Consider the following 19,102-nt stretch of genomic DNA (forward strand, 5'->3'; position numbering starts at 1 on the left):
ATAATTTTAAATTTCCCATTGAGTTGCCAAACAAAAATGGAAAAATATGAATGGTTGCCAACCGCTAATGCTCCAGAGCTTTACCCAACTTATATTCACGATGGCCATTTTTACTTAGAAGATGGCGGTAGTGTTTATATACCTACTGCCGGTATTAATCAGGGTGGCTGGGGTAATTCTGGCTCTACCCACACACAAGGTGAAGACTTAAAATCTCTGCCAATTAAAATGGATATTACTTGGGCCTCCTATATTGAGAAGAAATTCTATACAGGCAGTTGGGATATGCCCATTGATCTTTTAAAAAATCTTTTTGAAAAAGGCACTATCGATTGGCGAACTGGCAAGGCCTCAAATTATAACGAAATCATAGTTAACTGTGCGCCAGGAGGTATGGTGGTAGTTTGGGTTTATGGTAATGACCAACAAAAAGAAGTGGCTCGCTTTCAAGCAAAGGAAACTAAAGTAGAAATGAAAGATTTAGTTCCTGCAAATCCCAATCTTTCTTATGAACAATATTTTGATGTAGAGGATGCGGTTCCTGAGGCTTATCAGAATATTAAAAAGAAAGGCGTCCGATTCGATATTTTTGACCTTTACAGGAAAAAATACAAATGGCGCGCAATAACTGAAATTCAGGGTCATAAATTAATGAATATAGGGTTTAATTTGTTTAATGGAGAAGAAGAAACTATTTTCAACAAAAATATTGATGAGCCTATAATAGAAAATCCTATCAAAGAAAGAGCTATACCCAAAAAGCTTAATTTTATTTTTGAAGATAATAAAAAGAATCAAACAGTTTTTGAAGTAAAACGCTTTGACGAAGAAGAAATTTTTGGCTTATTCAACCAAGCAGATTCCAGCGAGCCTATAGAAATAATTTTACGAATGAACGAGGATTTTTCTAATCGAAAACTAATTTTTAAACAAGGAGCAAAAGAAATTCCTATTAAGAATATAGATTTTCAGAATATCTGGAAATATGAAAATTAGAAAAATATGCAGATAATTTGGTTAATAGTCTCAAACATTATACACTAGAAAGCATTGCGCAAAATTCTGAAACCAGAGATTTATTTAAAGAAGAAGACCGTCAGTATTTAATCAAAAAATTATATTTTTAAAATATTTAAAACAGTTGTTTAATGTTTGTTCATACACTAAAACGATTTATTTTTATAATTCTACCAATTTCGTTTTTGGGAGTCAAACAATTTGGAATTCATCAGAGTGGGGATAGTGGTATCGGCTTCGACGCACCATTTTTTATATCATTATTCTTAATTGTAATATTCTACATCTTTATGATTTATGAAACGTTAAATTTTATTATTCTTAAAAAAAATATCTTTGCAGCTACAAATGCTATCTTAATGGTAATGACTGGGGGTATACTAGTCTTTCTCGCATCTGTAAAAAAAATAGAAGAAATTATGAAGTATTTTGAAAACCTAACGAAATGAAAAAAATAGTATCAATAATTATTTTGTTATTAATAAGTTTAATACAATGCCAGAACATGAAAAAAGAAAATATAGACGTATCGGAAGCCATTATAAAAGTAGATTTATGCGGAATAACCTACAAAGGCGAAAAATTAGAAATGGGTACACCAATAGAAGATTGGATAAAAGTATTAGGAAAACCCAGCCGAGATACAGATTTGGCTTTTGTTTGGGATGATTTAGGAATCGCTATTGATGATTGGCAAAATAACGATAAAAAAGTTACCGGATTGTATATTTTCTTTCTCAATTTAGACAGTCCCGACGCTAATGAGCAAATGCTTAATCATGCTAGAGATTGGGAGTCGGGAGAACATATTATTGCTAGGATTATGAAAGAAGATAACATTCCGATGTCAAATGAATTGAAAGAAAAATTAAAAAAATTCAATCGTGAAAATGCATTAAAGAAAAAGAATTACATCTACCCCTTCAAAGTTTACCAAGGCGTAGTTGATCTTCACGGTTTTCCTGTAAAAGAAGGAATGAAGATCAAAGAAATCAATTCTTATCGTGGAAAAAATCCTTCCATAGAAAAATTTGGTTATGTGGACGATGATATCGATGGAGTGAATGATTCTGGTAACACCACCGAAACTTTTGGTGGAGATTACCGCGCCCCAGGAAATGAATGTAAAGATGGCAGACTGCAATATTACGAAGTAACCTATACCGCGACTCAAAACCTGGAATATTTAAGAATCGGATACGAATCCAAAGAAGATTATGAGGGCAGAAAACAAATGCAAGCAGATTATGAACAAAGGATAAAAGAAGAAAAGAAAGCTAAATAAATTATCAAAATTGAGAAAACCAATATTCTTATTGTTTTTATTTTTTATGTTTTGTGTTCAATGCCAAAACATGAAAAAAGAAAATATAGACGTAACGCAAGCCATTATAAAAGTAGATTTGTGTGGAATAACCTACAAAGGCGAAAAATTAGAAATGGGCGATTCTAAAGAAAAATGGATTAAGGTTTTAGGAAAACCTAGTAGAAAATTACCTGCCTTTGGAGAAAAAAATCAAGGAATATCTGTTTGGGATGATTTAGGTGTTGCAATCGACAATTTTCAAAATGAAAATGGGACGGTAGCTTTTCTTTATATTTTCTTTCTCAATTTGGACAGTCCGGATGCTAATGAACAAATGCTTAATCATGCTAGAGATTGGGAGTCGGGAGAACATATTGCTGCGAGAAATATGAAGGGAGGAAAATCATTAATTACTGAAGAACAAGTTAAAAAATTCAATCGTGAAAATGCATTAAAGAAAAAAGAATACATCTACCCCTTCAAAGTTTACCAAGGCGTAGTAGATCTTCACGGTTTTCCCGTAAAAAAAGGAATGAAGATAAAAGAAATCAACTCTTATCGTGGGAACAATCCTTCCATAGAAAAATTCGGTTATGTGGATGATGATATCGATGGAGTGAATGATTCTGGAAACACCACCAAAACTTTTGGCGGGGATTACCGCGCCCCGGGAAATGAATGTAAAGAGGGCAGACTGCAATATTACGAAGTTACCTATACCGCAACTCAAAACCTGGAATATTTAAAAATTGGCTACGAATCGAAAGAAGAATTTGAAGGCAGAAAACAAATGCAAGCAGATTATGAACAAAGAATAAAAAAAGAAAAGTCAGCAAAATGAATTATAAAAATTGACAAATTAAATACTCTTAGCATAACTATTTTTTATGTTTTGTGTTCAATACCAAAACATTAACAAAGAAAATATTGATATATCGGAAGCCATTATAATATTAGATTTATGCGGTTTAAGTTATTGAGGCCAGAAGTAAGAACTGGATGTTCCTATATCTGAATGGGAAGAAGTAATGGAAAAAGTAAATAGAATTAAAAATTTAGCTTTTGTTTGTTACTATTTGGAAATTGCAATGGATGCTGAAATATTTTGAAATTTCTTAACGGGCAAAATACTCTTTAAAATATTTAAATAGGTTATAATTCTAACGAACAACACAAAGATCGAAAAGAGAGCGATAAATTTCAAATGATGGAATATGGAATCCGCAAATACTTTACGTCTATCATATTATTAAATAAATGTCTAAGATAATTAAATAGATTTCCTAATTTACAGCATGGAAAACTTTAACAAACATACGATTCAAAAAGACGAAACTCTTCAAAGTATCGCAGCTCTGTATGATTTTTCTGAAGAAGATTTGCAAATGTTTCACAACAATAATTGCACTGCCCAAGATATTATTTTTATAAATCTTAAGCAACAAAAAGAATTATTTATTCCCAGAACCGCTGTTTTAGATAAAAGGAAATTAGTTCGTTTTGAAAGAGGCAACCGACTTTCATTTCAGCCAGCAAATTCGTCATACAACTATGGAGTCATGATCACAATAGAAAATGGAGAAAAGAAAAACGAAATTAAATATGAGGCTTCCGTAAAGTGGTTGAAAACTGAAAATGATCTTCACTATTTTGAAATAGACCGAACTTCAAAACTCTTTATTAACGAAGAAGAAATTGATGATATTGCTGATCTATTAGCTTTTAAGACATCAAAAGTTCTTTATCCACTGCAAATTAGTGTGGATCAAACAGCAAAATTTAATGCAGTTGAAAACTTATCAATATTTAAAAATAGATGGGAAAATATTAAGGAAGAAGTTTACAAAGAATTTGAAGGTGAAATTGTCGAGGATTATCTATTTAAGATCGAAGAAAAGATCTACGAGCCGGAAATTATTTCCCTTTTAATTAAAAATGATTATTTCATTCGGACTTTATTTTTTGGGGTTTATCAAAAATTTAGTAAAGAATTTAATATAAATGAATTAGAAAGTTTTCCCATATTGGATAATGCGATAGAACCACTTTACAAAATTAATTTAGAAATTGATCCCTTGAAAGATGGTTACGATCTGGTAAATATTTCAGGCACGGGTAAATTGTATGAAGAAAGATCTGTTCATGATTTTATCAACGGTGCGCCCTTCTCTTTTGTGATTGAGGAGAATCCTGTTATTAATGAGGATGGAAATTTCAGATTACAGTTTTTTATGAACGGAAAAACTAATCTGCCTGAATCGCTATATCTGGAATGCGATATTATGTTGGAAGAAAGGAAGAAAATTTCGGTAGTAATTTCAAATTTAGAAGAAAATTGAAATTTTAATATAATTTATAAAAGTAGTTAGATGGCAGAAAAACATATTGTAGTTCAGGGCGCACTTTGCAAATGCCAGTTTGGACAGGTTCCAGATAAATTAAAGGTGCTTTCCCACAAGAAGGAGTACGCCAATGATAAAGAGGCGTCTAAAAAACTAATTGCCACCACCATGGAAATTGGTCCCGCAACTTTTGAGAAAAATACTTTTGGTACCTGCTCTAAAATGGGAAGTCCACCGCCACCTTGTGTTCCTGTGGTTACAGAATGGAAGGGATTTTACAAAGATGTAACTTTGAGCAATAGCGGAAATATTTTAGTGGAAGATAGTAAAGCTGTCTGTGCCGTCGCAGGAACACCCTGTATAGAAATTCTGGATCACGGACAAAGGACGGAAGCTAGCGCGCAGAATTTTAAAAATGCTGATAAAGATGTGCAACAACAGATAAATCCTTTGGTGAATTCTGATGAAATGTATGGGGCACAACCTATTTTTAGTGGAGGACAGGATAGTCCAAGTTAAATATTAAAAAAATGGCAAAAGGAATAAAAAAAATAAAATTTGTAAAGGGTGAATATTTTCCGAAAATGACTGTTGCTAACCAACGGATCACCATACCGGCTGATAAGACGGTAAATTTTGATGTTGCAGAATGGCTTCCTGATACTACAGCTGAAGATAAAAAAAAACCAATTATATGGATGCGGCAAAGTAGTGATAGAAAAATTATTATTAAGCAAATCCCTTCTACAACAGGTTATTCTTTGGTTATTGATAAAAAATATTGCGGAAGTTATCAATTTTACATTGAAGCAAGTCTTTCAGGGAAAAGAGATTTTAAAAACAATGTCGGGCTTTATGTAAAAGGTCATTGCGACCCCAAAATTATTACCAGTAAATGGACAACTCAGAGAGGAAGTAAGAGTAGCATAAAAAATAAAAATAAGACTAAGTACATTTCTTATGGGCACATTGTATATCTGAATTTATCGACAGAAGGTTTAAATGGTAGAACGGTCATTGTAGAACTTTACAATCAACAGTATGCTAAAAAAGACAAGCCAATTCATGTTTATATGGACGTTGCCGTTATGGATGGTGAAGTTAATATGAAAATTCAAAATACTTATTCCTGGATGGCGTATGTTGATAATATTCAAAATGTTGAAGAATTTTATGTTAAAGTAAAAGATCCAGTCTCGAATAAATATCTTGTAGATAATTTAGGCGATGACCTTCATGCTATTTATTTAAATGTAAAAAATAAAGTAGTCACAACAAACACCAATGTAAGCCAAAATCAGACTCCCACCAAAGTTTACGTACCAGATGTGAATGCCGCAAGAATTGAACCTTGTAAATTTGAGGTAATTAAAATTACTGAAAGCGACATAAAAGATGGAAAAGCAATTAATACGACTGTTAAAGTATTCAATAACGGAATTGGTGTTTCTAAGTTAAAAGGAGGTCAGGAGAAAATAGAAAGGACTATTTTTTTTAAATTTGATGGAACCATAATTGACAAGGATGGTGAAGCTATATTAAATAATATTCTTAAATTTCTTTTGGAACATAAAGATTCTACGATGAATTTAAGCGGTCACGCCTGTGTTATTGGAAAACAAAATTATAACAAAGGACTATCTCAAAGAAGAGCAGATGTAATAAAGAAATTTTTTGCGGATGGTGGTTTAGAAGCTGGAAGAATAAATTCTGTAGGAAAAGGAGAGGTAGATCCCACCGATGATAAAATGGGGAAAGATAACATTCGTTTCAAAAATGAAAGAGACTACGAAAATAACAGAAGAGTAGATATTTCATTTTTATTCAATGCTCATGATGCCCAAACAATTATCTACGATGTAGTAGCACCAAGTATCTCTACAAAAAAAGATTTATTAGTTGATGTCAGCGGCTTTGATATTAAATCCTGCTTTAGGGCAAATAACAAGCATAAAAAAGAAATTTATGTAGTAGATGTAGGACAGGCAATCGATAAAGGTGATACAAAGCAATCATTTAGCACACCATCTTTTACTTATAAAGTTTATTCGGATTTATCTAAGTTTAATTTATTTCCGATACAATACATTTGGCCAATGGCAACAACGCCAAATCAGTTTCATTTCCATGCGCACACCTGCAGATATTTTAGTAATGAAAAGCGGACAACTGTACTTTTAAAAGCTTACCCTGATGTTAAGTGGGATTTTAATTTTTTTCTTAATCTGACAAATGATCTAAGTGTAAAAGGGCAAAATATTGGAGGAAGTAAATTGGTCGATTTTCATAAAAGATCGGGAAAAATAGGAGCAGAGCGACGTTGGAAACAAAAAGACGCCTCGTTCGGGATTAGTTTAAAAGGCGAGTGGGATCAGGATAAAAAAGGATTGTATAGCAGAAATAATGAATTCAAGACTGAATATGAGACAAAGTTTAAAATGCTTTACGACACCTTTTCTTCAATAGGTGCAATTGCTGATGGCATTACAAGTAAAACAAAAGGTGGAGTAAGAGGTGTTGGCTTAAAAGGATTACCTGTAACTTTTGCTGTCAAACCGCCCAATCTTAAGTTCGGAGCCGTATGGAATCTCGAGAGAGCTAAAATTAAAAACAAAGAAATTCAACAAATAGGAACCCATGTTAAAATAGACTTCGGTGCACATCCATTAATAGGCATAGAAATGACAATTGATTTGTTGGGATCTCTAGTAGTTGGAGCAGGTGCGTTTTTTAGTGGGGGTGCTGCTACACAAGCAACACAAACACTTTATGACAGTATTATGTCTGCAATTAAAAAAGGAGGTAAAGTCGGAAATGATAATATTGGAGCAAACATCGAAGGAGATGTTTACATTGATTTAGTCGTTTCTTCAACAATTGAAACAGGTATCGGTTTTGAATTTAATACTGTAAGTGATAAAAGTGACACTAAAGTAAAAGTTGAAGGTACTAATAAACTTAAGGTAGAAATAAAAGCAGGAGCATATTTAAAAGCAGAGATTGTAATCGTTGTGATAACAGCTTCAGGATACTTTGAAGCGAAGGCAAGTGGAAGTGCGTCAATTACATTTGGTCATTCGGTAAATTATGATACTGAAGGTTTGTATTATAAACCCATGTTGGGCTTCGACGGTCTAATTGTTGAATACTCAGTTTCTGGTAAAGCAGGTTTAGCTTACAAGAAAAAAGTTCCGCGAATGAACGATACAAAATCTAAAACAAAAAAGGATAATATTTCCATCGGTGATGAATCGGGCGGCACTGTTTTTTTGAATGATACAATTTTACTTGTTCCTAAATTTGATGTCATAGAGGAGATGGAAAAACTATTTAAAATAAAAGTTCAAATACCAATTATAAAAAACAACTAATTATGAAAAGACTTATTATCGCATTTATTTCAATCTTTATGCTACAAAATTGTAATTCACAGGGAAAAATAGATCTACAAAAGATCATAAACAGCACAGAATTTAACGATTTATCACAAAAAGGCGTAGAATCTATAAAAGAGAATCAGGAGATAGTTACTAAGTTACCAGCATATTCATTTTCTGATCAACAAATTGAAAATTTTAAGTTCGGAGATATTTCTTTTCAAAAAGCCGAAAACAGTTATGTAAAAATATTAGTAAATTCATTCTCAAAACCTCAGGTTTTAGGTTTCATGGTTAATGAAAAAAACAATCCTGTTTTAGCTGAAAAATTAAATGAATATCTGATTAAAAATTATGGTGCACCAAAAATCATAGAGCCAGAACCAACTCTTAAAAAAGACAATATTATTTTGGGAAATTTTACAAGTAAATGGATCGATTCAAAAAATAACACTTCAATATATTTCTACAAGAATTACTTAAAATCTGATGGGAAGCAAATAATAGGGTTTTCATTACATGTAATTTCGAACAATGCAGAATATCCAACCGATTTAAGCAATTCATTACAAACTAAAAAAGTAATCGATTGGTATAATACAAGGTTTTAGAAATAATTCTGGAAGATATTACATGTAAAACTAATGTGAGGTAAGGCGCTATTAATGAAAGAAAAAAATAATACAATTCGTATTTTTGCAAATATTATAATAGGTTTGTTTCTATTTTGTTTAATGTATTTTATGCTTTGGGTTATTTTTAAAGAAAAAATGCCGCTTTATAATCGATTAAAAATGATTAGTGATAATTATGACTTCTACGCCTCAAAAATAGTTTCTTTCCTTCCTTTAGCAATTTTGATTGTTACGGGCGTCATTTTATTATTGCCTAATTCTAGGAAAAGATTCCTACGGTTACAGGCATCATTGCCAACTTCGAAAATAAGGTCTGTATCGAAAGGAATAGTAGAAATACAGGGGAAGTTGATAATGAACGAAGCCTTATTATCACCTGTTGGACATGAAAAATGCATCGGATACCATTATCTAATTGAAAATGTCAATAAGGATAAGGATGGAAATTATTCTTACACGACTTCTCACAAAGAGACAAAATGTAATGTTTTTAATCTTCAGGACGAAACAGGCAAGATAAAGGTTGAACCTGAAGGAATTGAATTTGTTTTGTTGCAAACGACAAATGTCTCATCAAACAGCAGTAAACGCTATAGCGAGATTTTGCTCAAAGAAAATCAGGAAGTTTTACTGGTAGGTTATGCAGATACGAATAAGGGTGTTGCTTTTATCAGGAAAGATGATCATTATAAAGTATTGGGAATCACTTCTTCCGAAGGGATTTCTGTCTGGAATTAATACCAACCGCTTTTAAAAACTTTTCTCTTAACGTGTATTTTAATCGCGTCATTAATTGCTGTAATACTTTCTCAATAATGAATAATATTGTAGCAGTTGTGATAGCAATTTTTTTAGTGATTTCTATCCTGGCTTTCTTAGTCAATTTATCTAATAAAATGGTGATGCTGAAATTCAATGTAGAAAAAGCATATTCCAATATTGACGTGATTTTAAAACAAAGAGCAGACGAGTTACCGAATCTTGTTATTGTTGCAAAACAATTTATGAATTATGAGAAAGATTTATTAATTCATCTTACAGAACTAAGAACTTCGTACTTTGAGGCAGATAAAGCTGATCTTAAAACGAAGGTGGCCAATGAAACTTCAAGAACGCTTAGATCGTTTTTCGCGGTTTCGGAAAATTATCCAAATTTAATTTCCAATAATAATTTTTTAGAATTACAAAGAAGAATTTCCGAACTGGAAAATAAAATCGCAGACAGAAGAGAATTTTTTAACGACAGCGTAAATCTTTACAATATAGAAATACACGAATTTCCTAATCTTTTAGTCGCAAAAACATTGGGATACAAAGATAAAACGATGTTAGAAATAAGCAATTCAGATAAGAAGTATGAAAGCATTAAATTTTAATACATTTTTCGGCTACGAAAATCTCTTGATTGAAAAACCTGAAATCGTGATGTTTGGTGCCTTTTTGGTACCGATAATTTTACTTTTAATGATCTCAATTATAGGATTTGTTCTTAGGAAAATTGGCGCAAATATGTATTTGATCCATTCCTTTCTTTACACTCTGCTTTTCACATTTTTTTTCGGAGTATTCACCATTTTAATACTTGTTTTTATTACGGATAGAAACGGTATAAAACTCGCTTACTGTTGGTTATCCATTTTTACCGGAATGTTTTTCTTTTGCCTCTTCAATACCAATTCTATTTCTAAAATGTTTATGGACTGGTCTAAAATCTTAAAAAAATAACGATGATAAAGAAGCCTTATTACATGATCGATTTTAGTGCATCTGCGTGCTTATTTGAAATCAGAATAAATGATTATCCAGTTGCTCACATGGATATAGCAGGTCAGGTTGCAAGCACGATCCCGATTAATTTTGCTATTTTATAAAGTGGTAAACAATCTTTATCGCTTACAGTTTTACCAAATTTTGGGGAATTAAAACTCAATCCAAAAGCAGATTTAAAGTTTAATATAAAACTTTTTGATGTTTCTAATGATTTTGTTTTTGAAAAACAATTTGGAGAATATCAATCAAAACCCATTGTCGACAATAATATTCCTCTTCTCAAATACGCAGATGTTTTTGAAGCAGAAGGTCCTTACAAACTAGAAGCTTGGCAAAATGGTGAAGACTTGAAAAATATTGAGGACTGCAGAAAGAAGTTAGAAATGGCTTACAATAAAGTTGGCAAAATGATTAGCGACAATAAATTTGAAGAGTACAAAGCGGTAATTTCTAGGAGGGAAAATAATATGGCTGCATCGATGTATTTATCAAAAAGCAAATCAGAAGAAAGAGTAAATGATTTGCTTAATGACTTTAATTCTGGTTTTAAAGTTAAGCCGATTGCTGAAGATTCGATCATGTTTTTGTACGGACAAAATAAAGTCGCAATGCTCAAAAAACCAAACGGGGAATCAGCCTTATATTTAGAAAATGCAGAAACTGAGGAAGAATTGATGTTAGATATCTCGTTTTTTATTCCAGAAGGTAAGACAGAATTCGAGATTATTTAGTTTAATGTTTTATGTTCGATAGAAATATTTAGCGGGATTTTAAAATTTTTGATTTGATCGCCCAGAAGTTGAGGTTTGATATTGAAAGAAATTTTAGCGCTTTAAATTTTTTACCAAGTTATATTTTACGCATCATATTCACCCAAATATATTTACTTTAAACCTTTGTAATTTATCGCATCAAAAAATTTTTTAAATTTTCACCCATTTTCATTTAAGGCCACTTTTATAGCAGTGCGATCTGTTAAATTTTTATATTTTCAATTCGACTTTAAAAAATGGAATAGAATCAAGATCAGTCGAGTCTGATGTAATTAATTTTGAAAAAAATTGTTTAGATTTTAATAAAATTTAAACAATCAAATGAAAATGAAAAAATCATTAATTATTTTATGTGGATTGTTTGGTAAGTTGTAATTCTCAGAAGAAAGATGATTCGCGACTTATTGATAAATGGGAAGTAATACTTAAAAATTCTTAAAATCAAAAGGTATTGAAAAAGCAGTTTTAGAATTTACAAAAGATGGAAGCTTTAATATGTTAGACGCTTTCTCTCTTTCCCGTAGTTATTTTTCACAATCAAATTCCAAGATTTGGTTTAACAGAAGAATTTTTATCTTCCTCACATTTCAGTACATTTGTCAAATCAGAAGGTATCTTGAAGACACAACCTAAGGTTGCCATGGCAATTGGCAGTATTTTTTATTCCTTGTTAATTACCTCACAACTGATCAAATTTTATTTAGAAAAACTTCAAAGATGAAAATAAAGCGACAGTAGAGGGAAGGGTGAAAAATGATAATCTTGAATTGGGTGTAATTAATGCCTTTAAATTCTATGCAAACCACTGCTTCAACTGATACTTAAATTATTGAACTTACTTTCTAAATAGAGACCCTTTCTTTATCTAATACAATGACCGCTGAAAAATTATAAAGACCTAACAATGAAACAGATCGTTAAAGTAGACTTTTACTTTCAGCATTTAGACCATATCCCAATTATCGACGTTCGGTCACCGGGTGAGTTTGCGAAAGGACATTTTCCCAGTGCTCATAACATTGATTTATTTACTGATGAAGAACGCGCAATTGTCGGCACTGCCTATAAACAAGAGTCCAAAGAAAGGGCTATTGAACTTGGTTATGAATTTGTAACTCCGAAACTCAATAATTTCATCACGCAATCTCTTGCAGTTGCTCCCGAAAAGGAAGTTGTTGTGCATTGTTGGCGCGGCGGAATGAGAAGTAATGCTTTTGCTGACCACCTTCTAGAGAATGGGTTTAAAAAAGTTTATGTTATTGAAAAGGGCTACAAAGCATTTAGAAATTATGTCCTGGAATTTTTTGAACAAGATTTTGATCTCAAAGTTTTAGGCGGATATACGGGCAGCGGAAAAACTGAAATTTTGCATTTTTTAGAGAAGAAAGGACAACAGGTGATCGACTTAGAAGGATTAGCCAATCATCGAGGATCAGCTTTTGGAGGCATCGATCTTCCGCCTCAACCAACCACTGAGCAATTTGAAACGAATCTTTTTTCCCTATTACGAACTTTTAATAGCAATCAACCCATTTGGTTGGAGGATGAAAGTAAAATGATTGGTAATATATCGATTCCTAATGCATTTTATTTTGGAATGATTGAGATGCCTGTCTATTTTTTGAATATTCCTTTAGAAAAAAGAATAGAACACCTCGTGAAGACGTACGCACATCTCGATCCCGATAAATTGGCGGATGCAATCAGACGAATTATTAAAAAGCTCGGAAATGATAATGCTAAAGTTGCTCTTGAAGCGCTGGAAAATAAAAATTACAATAAAGTAGTAGAGATCGTGCTTTTCTATTATGATAAATATTATCTGAAAGGATTACAAAAACGTCAGGAATCATTAATCAAAGAACTTGAAATCACCTCCGCGAATCATGAAGAAATTGCGGATTTTCTAATAAGCTTATTAGCTCAGAACAATGAATGAACCAATAAAAATGACAAGCTACAGCCACGGTGCGGGTTGTGGCTGCAAAATATCACCAAAGGTATTAACGACCATATTAAAATCCAATTCAATTAAAATAGACGATCCTCGGCTCTTAGTCGGTAACGATACCAGAGATGATGCTGCGGTTTATGATATGGGAAATGGAACTGGAATTATAAGTACGACCGATTTTTTCTTACCCATCGTCGATGACCCTTTCACATTTGGAAGAATTGCCGCTACGAATGCTTTGAGCGACGTGTATGCCATGGGAGGAAAACCCTTGATGGCGATCGCGATCTTAGGTTGGCCCATCGATAAATTATCTCCTGAAGTTGCTGCCGAAGTAATGGAAGGTGGTAGAAAAGCCTGCGCTGACGCCGGAATAATAATCGCCGGCGGTCATAGTATTGATAATCCGGAACCTGTTTTTGGACTCGCAGTTACAGGATCAGTGGTCATTTCGAATTTGAAACGCAATGATAAAGCAGAACCCGGAAGTATTCTTTATCTGACCAAACCTTTAGGTGTTGGCATTTTAACGACTGCACAAAAGAAGGGCGTCTTAGAAGACAAACATAAAGATATCGCTGCAAATTCCATGATCATTTTGAATGATGTCGGGTTAGAACTTTCCGAAATGGAAGAGGTAACCGCTTTAACTGATGTCACCGGCTTTGGACTCATCGGACATTTACTGGAAGTGTGTGAAGGAAGCAATGTCTCTGCAAATATCAATTTTAGTAAAGTACCAATTTTTAAAGAAGTTGAAGGTTATCTTGATCAAAAATGTATCCCCGGTGGAACGCTGAGAAACTGGGACAGCTACAGCCATCAGGTTAATATCGAGGATGAAAGAAAACGCCATATTTTATGTGATCCACAAACCAGTGGCGGATTACTCATTGCTGTAAAAAAAGAAGCTGCTCACAAAGTCGAAACTATTTTAAAAAACAGAGGTCTTTTTGCTGAACCGATAGGAGAACTTACAGAAAGGACAGAATTTCCCATATATATTAATGAGTAAAAAATAGAGATAAAAACATTCTTTAATAATATTGAGATTGTTATTATTTATTCATTACGATTTTTATTTGTGCAATTCAGAAAAGTGATGCCAGACTTAGATAGAAATGATAAATTTTGATGAGAATCAAAAATTAAAAGAATTCTTCACAGTATTTGAAAAAAAGAAATCGAAAGCAGTTATTCTATTACTTCGAATAACCATTGAGGTAATCTAATTCCAAAACGTAAGAAAATAAAAAAATCAGGAATAAATTCCTGATTTTAATTTTGTAGAGAGGATGGGATTCGAACCCACGGTACAGTTGCCCGTACACTAGCTTTCCAGGCTAGCTCCTTCAACCACTCGGACACCTCTCTGAATTGAAGACTGCAAAAATAGCGTAATTTATTGAGTTCTAAAAATCGAAACCAACTATTTTTCAAAATAAAAATGTCACGTCGAAAAATTCTGATTTCCACCTTTTTTGCACTTTACTTTCAACCGCTTTTCACTTTAAAAAACTTTTGTGACTAAAATTTTCATTCAGAAACTTCACCACACAAATTCTTCACAAAATTTTCCGCAAAAGTTCCCTTATAATTCGGATTGTCTAAAAGATGCATCGCTTTCGTGATCGCGCTTTCCGCCGTAATATCATTTCCACTGATCGCGCCGATTTTCGTAAAGATATTCGAGTTTGAATATTTACCAAAACTAATTCCACCCGAAACACACTGTGAGATCACCACGATCTCAGTTCCCTGATCGCGCAGCTTTTGTAAAGTTTCCAAAGTTTTTTGCGTGTTGAAAATTGTACCCGAACCAAAAACCTGCAGCACCAAAACTTTCACTTTCGGAATATCAGAAAAATGATTCAAATGCATTCCCGGGAAAATCCGCCAGAAAAGAACATCCTGCGAAATATGATTGTCAACGCAAAAAGCATCCGAAGTTTTGTTGCGCCATAAATAATCCTTCTTCACATTCAAATGTACTCCAGACTGCCCTAAAACCGGATAATTCGGCGTTTGGTAAGCATCAAAAAATTCCGCCGAATACTTCAAAGTACGGTTTCCACGCAACAATTTATATTCAAAATACACGGCAACTTCCTGAATGACCGCTTCATCGTCTTCGTACAAACTTGCGTAATACAAACTCGTCAAAAGATTTTCTTTGGCATCCGTTCTTAGATCACCAATCGGCAATTGTGAACCGGTCAAAATCACCGGCTTTGTCAAATTGTTCAACATAAAACTCAATGCTGAAGCCGTGTAAGACATCGTGTCTGTTCCGTGCAGGATCAAGAAACCGTCGTAATTGTCGTAATTTTTACCGATGTAATTGGCGATAATTTTCCACTCTTCCGGACCCATATCCGAAGAATCAAGCGGTTTTTTAAAAGGATGAACCGACACTTCGCACTCGATCATTTTCATTTCCGGGATTTTTTTAAAAATATTCCCAAAATCGAAGGCCCGCAAACTCCCCGTTTCGTAATCTTTTTCCATGCCGATCGTTCCGCCGGTATAAATCAGGAGCACTTTTCTTTTCATAAATCCAAAAATACGTTATTTGGCAGAATGTAAGATTATTTTGGGCGCCTTTTTCCGCCTTCCACTCCCAATCTTTTTGTTCCGCTTTGCTCCACAAAAAGGATTTCCGTTCAAGTCGGGGCGCAAATTTCGCTTCGAAATAAATTATTTTTCAAAAAGTACTTTTTATTCCCAAATCTTAGCGAAGCAAAAATCTTTTGTGCACTTTTATTTCACCAACAATTTCCCGAAAAACTGATGTGACTTATGGTTAAAAAACCTACATCAACATTTTTTAAAATTTCCCTATTTTTGACCTCATGAAAGACCAGAAAACCTTCGAATATCTTCAGCAGTTCCTCACCGAAGAAAGACTCCAGAAAATAAATCATTTCGCCCCCGAAAGTTCAGATTTTGTTTTGCCCGTCATCGAAGATGTCTTTCAATTTCGAAACGCTGCTGCAATCGTTCGATCTGTAGAAGCGTGCGGTTTTCATAAGATCATCGCCATGGAAAGTGCGCACGAATTTAATCCCAATCTTCGCGTAACAAAAGGAGCCGAAACCTGGGTAGAATTGGAAAGACTTCCACACAATTTGGAATCCATTAATGAAATTAAAAATAGAGGTTATAAAATCATTGCTGTTTCTCCCGAAAAAAATGCGACACTTTTACCCGACTTTCAACTCACGGAACCTGTTGCTTTGGTTTTCGGCACAGAAGCAGCCGGAGTCACTGAAGAGATCTTAGATTTCGCTGATGAAACTTTAGCCATTCCCATGTATGGATTTACGAGAAGTTTTAATGTGTCTGTCGCCGCCGCAATTTGTGTTTACGAATTAAAACAGAAATTGTTGAAATCAACTATCGATTATAAATTGTCCGAAGAAAAATTATGGGAAATGAAAGTTCGGTGGGCAGTAAACTCTTTACAAAGTGGCGACCAGATCTTAGCGAAATATTTAAATGATAATCGGTAACGAATAATGAGAAATAACCAATATTTGAAACTAAGATAAAAAGTTTTTACGGTTGCTTTTACATTTATCATGTGGAATAATGAGTGCTTATACATCCAAAGGCTTCATAGAAGCCAACTCTTTGTAGCAAATATTTTACGATCAAATAAAAAAGCTCCGTAGGAGCGACCACTACATCAGATTTTCATAATAATTCCAGGCTGCAACAAAAATTCCCGCTGTTTCTGTGCGTAATCTCTGACTTCCAAGAGAAACCGCTTTCACTCCATTATCTGCCAAAATCTGAATTTCTCTATCAGAAAAATCACCTTCCGGACCAATCAAAAAAGTAATTTTCCCCGAATTATTCGCAGCAGTGTCATGCTGAGCTTGTCGAAGCCTCTTCAAATCAATTCTTTCCAATTTTTCATTGCAGTGCGCAACAAAAGTATTTTCGGGACTGATATTTTTAATAAAATCAGAAAATTTTGTAAGTTCATTAACGATCGGAAAATGAAAACGCAGACTTTGCTTTGAAGCAGAAACGCATTGCTTTCTCAACTTTTCAATATTCAGATTTTTACGCTCTGTTTTTTCAGTTTGTAATAAAGTAATTTCAGAAATACCCATTTCTGTGGCTTTTTCTGCAAAGAATTCAATGCGGTCAATATTTTTTGTCGGAGCAATTGCAATATGAAGTTGCACGCGAAAATTCGGAAGGTCATTTTGAATTTGTTTCACCTCAAGAGAAACTTTCTTGCCTTCAAAAACCAGATTTCCTTTCGCCAGATTTCCTTTTCCGTCGGTGATAAAAATTTCTTCGCCAGATCGCATCCGCAATACTTTTACAATATGCGTTTGTTCTTCGCTGTCGATAATTACTTGATCCCCGATGATTTCACCGTAAAATAATTTCATTTAAAGCTTCTTATATTTTAACTTGAATGCGATTCTGTATTAAGGTTTTAGATAATTATTCTCACTTAAAAATGCCACACCTGTTTTGATGGTCGTATAAATATCGGTATCACATTCTCGGTAACTGCAGGGATAAATTTCTTCGATCCATTTTTCATTAATGAAAATCAGATTTAAATATTCAGTTTTTCTCAAATTATTTTTAAGAGATAAATAATCGCCTTCTTTCGGGGTGAAAGGAAAACTAAAGACGTTTTCAGTGTTTATTTTTTCTAGAAACTCCTCTTTAATATCCTGAAGATAGCTGGTTTCAGAACTTTCATTCAAGAATTCAGCTTCTTCCGTTGATGCTGCCGTTTTTCCAGTAACCGTTTCCAGGATCCAGTAATATCTCGAGCTCTTTTTGGAGTGACTTACCAGTACTTTTTCTTCTAATAATATTTTCATCTGAGTTTTGTAATCGATTAATCTGTTATTTGAACGTCTTTCTTAAAACTCTCCTCAATATCATATCGTGAAGTAGCAGAAACAGATAAGTCTGCAAATTCGCCGCGGTCAAATTTCAACTTTGCAACCATGGCGATCATCGCTGCATTATCGGTCGTATATTCAAATTTAGGAATGTAAATATTCCAGCCGAACTTTTCTGCATTGATCAGCATTGCTTCTCTCAAACCGGAGTTTGCTGAAACGCCGCCTGCAATTGCAACTTCATTAATATTTAATTCTTTTGCCGCTTTTTCCAGTTTATTCATCAAAATTTCAACGAGTGTTTTTTGAACCGAAGCACACAGATCATTCAAGTTTTCTTTAATAAAATCTGGATTTTTCTTTACTTCTTTTTGAATGAAATAGAGCACAGAAGTCTTTATGCCGCTGAAAGAGTAGTTGTAGTTATCGATGCGTGGTTTATTGAATTGAAAAGCATCTTTATTCCCCAGTTTTGACAATCGGTCTATAATTGGACCCGCCGGATAATCTAAACCGAAGATTTTTCCAATTTTATCAAATGCTTCTCCCGCTGCGTCGTCAATCGTTTTTCCGATAATTTCCATGTCGAAATAGTCTTTCACCACAGCGATCATCGTATGTCCACCGGAAACCGTTAAACATAAAAAAGGAAAATTGGGCGGTGTCGGATTTGCATCGTCAATGAAGTGTGCTAAAATATGTGCCTGAAGGTGATTAACTTCGATCAAAGGAACATTTAAACTCATTGCAAGCGATTTTGCAAACGAAGTTCCCACCAGTAAGGAACCCAAAAGTCCCGGACCACGTGTAAAGCCGATGGCAGAAATATCTTTTTGTTGTATATTTGCTTTGCTCACGGATTTTTGCACCACTGGAATAATGTTTTGCTGATGTGCGCGAGAAGCCAGTTCGGGAACAACACCGCCATATTCGTTGTGTATTTCCTGATTGGCTGCAATGTTTGAAAGGATTTTGTTTCCTTGAATGATTGCTGCTGAAGTATCGTCGCAGGACGATTCTATCCCTAAAATTATTGAGTCGCTCATAA

The 19,102-nt window shown here is 33.8% G+C and carries 18 protein-coding genes and 1 tRNA gene; 14 read left to right on the top strand and 5 right to left on the bottom strand.

Annotated elements, in window-relative coordinates; all coding sequences use genetic code 11:
* Positions 1–36: 36 nt before the first annotated feature.
* The 13 genes from IV494_RS00070 to selD all read left to right on the top strand — a co-directional run bounded on the left by IV494_RS00070 (position 37) and on the right by selD (position 14,189).
* Positions 37–996 (top strand): DUF2931 family protein, encoded by a 960-nt coding sequence (locus IV494_RS00070; protein WP_230379801.1) that lies wholly within the window; start codon positions 37–39, stop codon positions 994–996.
* Between the two features lie 526 nt (positions 997–1,522).
* The gene (locus IV494_RS00075; RefSeq protein ID WP_196078139.1) at positions 1,523–2,302 is read left to right on the top strand and encodes a DUF7738 domain-containing protein; all 780 of its coding nucleotides are present in this window, start codon (positions 1,523–1,525) and stop codon (positions 2,300–2,302) included.
* Between the two features lie 70 nt (positions 2,303–2,372).
* Positions 2,373–3,164, top strand: coding sequence for a DUF7738 domain-containing protein (locus tag IV494_RS00080; protein ID WP_196078140.1), 792 nt, complete (start codon positions 2,373–2,375; stop codon positions 3,162–3,164).
* A gap of 454 nt (positions 3,165–3,618) precedes the next feature.
* The gene (locus IV494_RS00085) at positions 3,619–4,662 is read left to right on the top strand and encodes a hypothetical protein (protein ID WP_196078141.1); all 1,044 of its coding nucleotides are present in this window, start codon (positions 3,619–3,621) and stop codon (positions 4,660–4,662) included.
* Between the two features lie 30 nt (positions 4,663–4,692).
* A complete protein-coding gene (locus IV494_RS00090) occupies positions 4,693–5,184 on the top strand; it encodes a DUF4280 domain-containing protein (protein WP_196078142.1) in 492 nt (163 codons plus the stop codon).
* Positions 5,185–5,195: 11 nt separating this feature from the next.
* Positions 5,196–8,036: an OmpA family protein gene (locus tag IV494_RS00095; RefSeq protein WP_196078143.1), complete on the top strand. Its 2,841-nt coding sequence runs from the start codon at positions 5,196–5,198 to the stop codon at positions 8,034–8,036.
* A 2-nt stretch (positions 8,037–8,038) separates the two neighbouring features.
* Positions 8,039–8,653, top strand: a complete 615-nt coding sequence (locus tag IV494_RS00100) for a hypothetical protein (protein ID WP_196078144.1) — start codon at positions 8,039–8,041, stop codon at positions 8,651–8,653.
* Positions 8,654–8,836: 183 nt separating this feature from the next.
* Positions 8,837–9,415 carry a hypothetical protein gene (locus tag IV494_RS00105; protein WP_196078145.1) on the top strand — a complete coding sequence of 193 codons (579 nt, stop codon included), beginning with the start codon at positions 8,837–8,839 and terminating at the stop codon, positions 9,413–9,415.
* A gap of 77 nt (positions 9,416–9,492) precedes the next feature.
* The gene (locus tag IV494_RS00110; protein ID WP_196078146.1) at positions 9,493–10,053 is read left to right on the top strand and encodes a LemA family protein; all 561 of its coding nucleotides are present in this window, start codon (positions 9,493–9,495) and stop codon (positions 10,051–10,053) included.
* 351 nt (positions 10,054–10,404) lie between these two features.
* Positions 10,405–10,548 (top strand): hypothetical protein, encoded by a 144-nt coding sequence (locus IV494_RS00115; RefSeq protein ID WP_196078147.1) that lies wholly within the window; start codon positions 10,405–10,407, stop codon positions 10,546–10,548.
* A gap of 246 nt (positions 10,549–10,794) precedes the next feature.
* The gene (locus IV494_RS00120; RefSeq protein ID WP_196078148.1) at positions 10,795–11,178 is read left to right on the top strand and encodes a hypothetical protein; all 384 of its coding nucleotides are present in this window, start codon (positions 10,795–10,797) and stop codon (positions 11,176–11,178) included.
* A gap of 946 nt (positions 11,179–12,124) precedes the next feature.
* Complete coding sequence (mnmH, locus tag IV494_RS00125) at positions 12,125–13,159, top strand: tRNA 2-selenouridine(34) synthase MnmH (RefSeq protein ID WP_196078149.1); 1,035 nt, start codon at positions 12,125–12,127, stop codon at positions 13,157–13,159.
* Positions 13,152–14,189 carry a selenide, water dikinase SelD gene (gene selD, locus IV494_RS00130; protein WP_196078150.1) on the top strand — a complete coding sequence of 346 codons (1,038 nt, stop codon included), beginning with the start codon at positions 13,152–13,154 and terminating at the stop codon, positions 14,187–14,189. The genes mnmH and selD overlap by 8 nt, the downstream gene beginning before the upstream one ends.
* Positions 14,190–14,461: 272 nt before the next feature.
* Here the strand turns inward: selD and IV494_RS00135 are convergent.
* Together IV494_RS00135 and IV494_RS00140 are read right to left on the bottom strand one after the other, a co-directional pair.
* Positions 14,462–14,548: transfer RNA gene (locus IV494_RS00135), tRNA-Ser, on the bottom strand.
* Positions 14,549–14,710: 162 nt separating this feature from the next.
* A complete protein-coding gene (locus IV494_RS00140) occupies positions 14,711–15,727 on the bottom strand; it encodes an asparaginase (RefSeq protein WP_196078151.1) in 1,017 nt (338 codons plus the stop codon).
* Positions 15,728–16,026: 299 nt separating this feature from the next.
* On the opposite strand from IV494_RS00140, the gene IV494_RS00145 reads away from it, so the two are divergent.
* Positions 16,027–16,686 (top strand): TrmH family RNA methyltransferase, encoded by a 660-nt coding sequence (locus tag IV494_RS00145; RefSeq protein WP_196078152.1) that lies wholly within the window; start codon positions 16,027–16,029, stop codon positions 16,684–16,686.
* Positions 16,687–16,857: 171 nt separating this feature from the next.
* On the opposite strand, the gene IV494_RS00150 is transcribed toward IV494_RS00145, so the two are convergent.
* Genes IV494_RS00150 through tsaD form a run of 3 tightly spaced genes read right to left on the bottom strand, consistent with a single transcriptional unit; the run spans position 16,858 to position 19,100 of the window.
* A complete protein-coding gene (locus IV494_RS00150) occupies positions 16,858–17,583 on the bottom strand; it encodes an RsmE family RNA methyltransferase (RefSeq protein WP_196078153.1) in 726 nt (241 codons plus the stop codon).
* Positions 17,584–17,622: 39 nt separating this feature from the next.
* Entirely contained in the window at positions 17,623–18,030 is a 408-nt protein-coding gene (locus IV494_RS00155) for a hypothetical protein (RefSeq protein ID WP_196078154.1), read from the bottom strand.
* A 17-nt stretch (positions 18,031–18,047) separates the two neighbouring features.
* A complete protein-coding gene (tsaD, locus tag IV494_RS00160) occupies positions 18,048–19,100 on the bottom strand; it encodes a tRNA (adenosine(37)-N6)-threonylcarbamoyltransferase complex transferase subunit TsaD (RefSeq protein WP_196078155.1) in 1,053 nt (350 codons plus the stop codon).
* Between the last annotated feature and the right edge of the window lie 2 nt (positions 19,101–19,102).

It is taken from the genome of Kaistella gelatinilytica, from assembly GCF_015679325.1.
Classification (GTDB): Bacteria; Bacteroidota; Bacteroidia; order Flavobacteriales; family Weeksellaceae; genus Kaistella; species Kaistella gelatinilytica.

What these genes read in the sequence shown, in the direction of transcription:
- IV494_RS00070 (WP_230379801.1), top strand. Translation starts at nt 37, where the DNA reads ATGGAAAAATATGAATGGTTGCCAACCGCTAATGCTCCAGAGCTTTAC.
- IV494_RS00145 (WP_196078152.1), top strand. Translation starts at nt 16,027, where the DNA reads ATGAAAGACCAGAAAACCTTCGAATATCTTCAGCAGTTCCTCACCGAA.
- tsaD (WP_196078155.1), bottom strand. Translation starts at nt 19,100, where the DNA reads ATGAGCGACTCAATAATTTTAGGGATAGAATCGTCCTGCGACGATACT.
- IV494_RS00090 (WP_196078142.1), top strand. Translation starts at nt 4,693, where the DNA reads ATGGCAGAAAAACATATTGTAGTTCAGGGCGCACTTTGCAAATGCCAG.
- mnmH (WP_196078149.1), top strand. Translation starts at nt 12,125, where the DNA reads ATGAAACAGATCGTTAAAGTAGACTTTTACTTTCAGCATTTAGACCAT.
- IV494_RS00110 (WP_196078146.1), top strand. Translation starts at nt 9,493, where the DNA reads ATGAATAATATTGTAGCAGTTGTGATAGCAATTTTTTTAGTGATTTCT.
- IV494_RS00115 (WP_196078147.1), top strand. Translation starts at nt 10,405, where the DNA reads ATGATAAAGAAGCCTTATTACATGATCGATTTTAGTGCATCTGCGTGC.
- IV494_RS00100 (WP_196078144.1), top strand. Translation starts at nt 8,039, where the DNA reads ATGAAAAGACTTATTATCGCATTTATTTCAATCTTTATGCTACAAAAT.
- IV494_RS00155 (WP_196078154.1), bottom strand. Translation starts at nt 18,030, where the DNA reads ATGAAAATATTATTAGAAGAAAAAGTACTGGTAAGTCACTCCAAAAAG.
- selD (WP_196078150.1), top strand. Translation starts at nt 13,152, where the DNA reads ATGAATGAACCAATAAAAATGACAAGCTACAGCCACGGTGCGGGTTGT.
- IV494_RS00140 (WP_196078151.1), bottom strand. Translation starts at nt 15,727, where the DNA reads ATGAAAAGAAAAGTGCTCCTGATTTATACCGGCGGAACGATCGGCATG.
- IV494_RS00105 (WP_196078145.1), top strand. Translation starts at nt 8,837, where the DNA reads ATGATTAGTGATAATTATGACTTCTACGCCTCAAAAATAGTTTCTTTC.
- IV494_RS00075 (WP_196078139.1), top strand. Translation starts at nt 1,523, where the DNA reads ATGAAAAAAGAAAATATAGACGTATCGGAAGCCATTATAAAAGTAGAT.
- IV494_RS00080 (WP_196078140.1), top strand. Translation starts at nt 2,373, where the DNA reads ATGAAAAAAGAAAATATAGACGTAACGCAAGCCATTATAAAAGTAGAT.
- IV494_RS00095 (WP_196078143.1), top strand. Translation starts at nt 5,196, where the DNA reads ATGGCAAAAGGAATAAAAAAAATAAAATTTGTAAAGGGTGAATATTTT.
- IV494_RS00085 (WP_196078141.1), top strand. Translation starts at nt 3,619, where the DNA reads ATGGAAAACTTTAACAAACATACGATTCAAAAAGACGAAACTCTTCAA.
- IV494_RS00150 (WP_196078153.1), bottom strand. Translation starts at nt 17,583, where the DNA reads ATGAAATTATTTTACGGTGAAATCATCGGGGATCAAGTAATTATCGAC.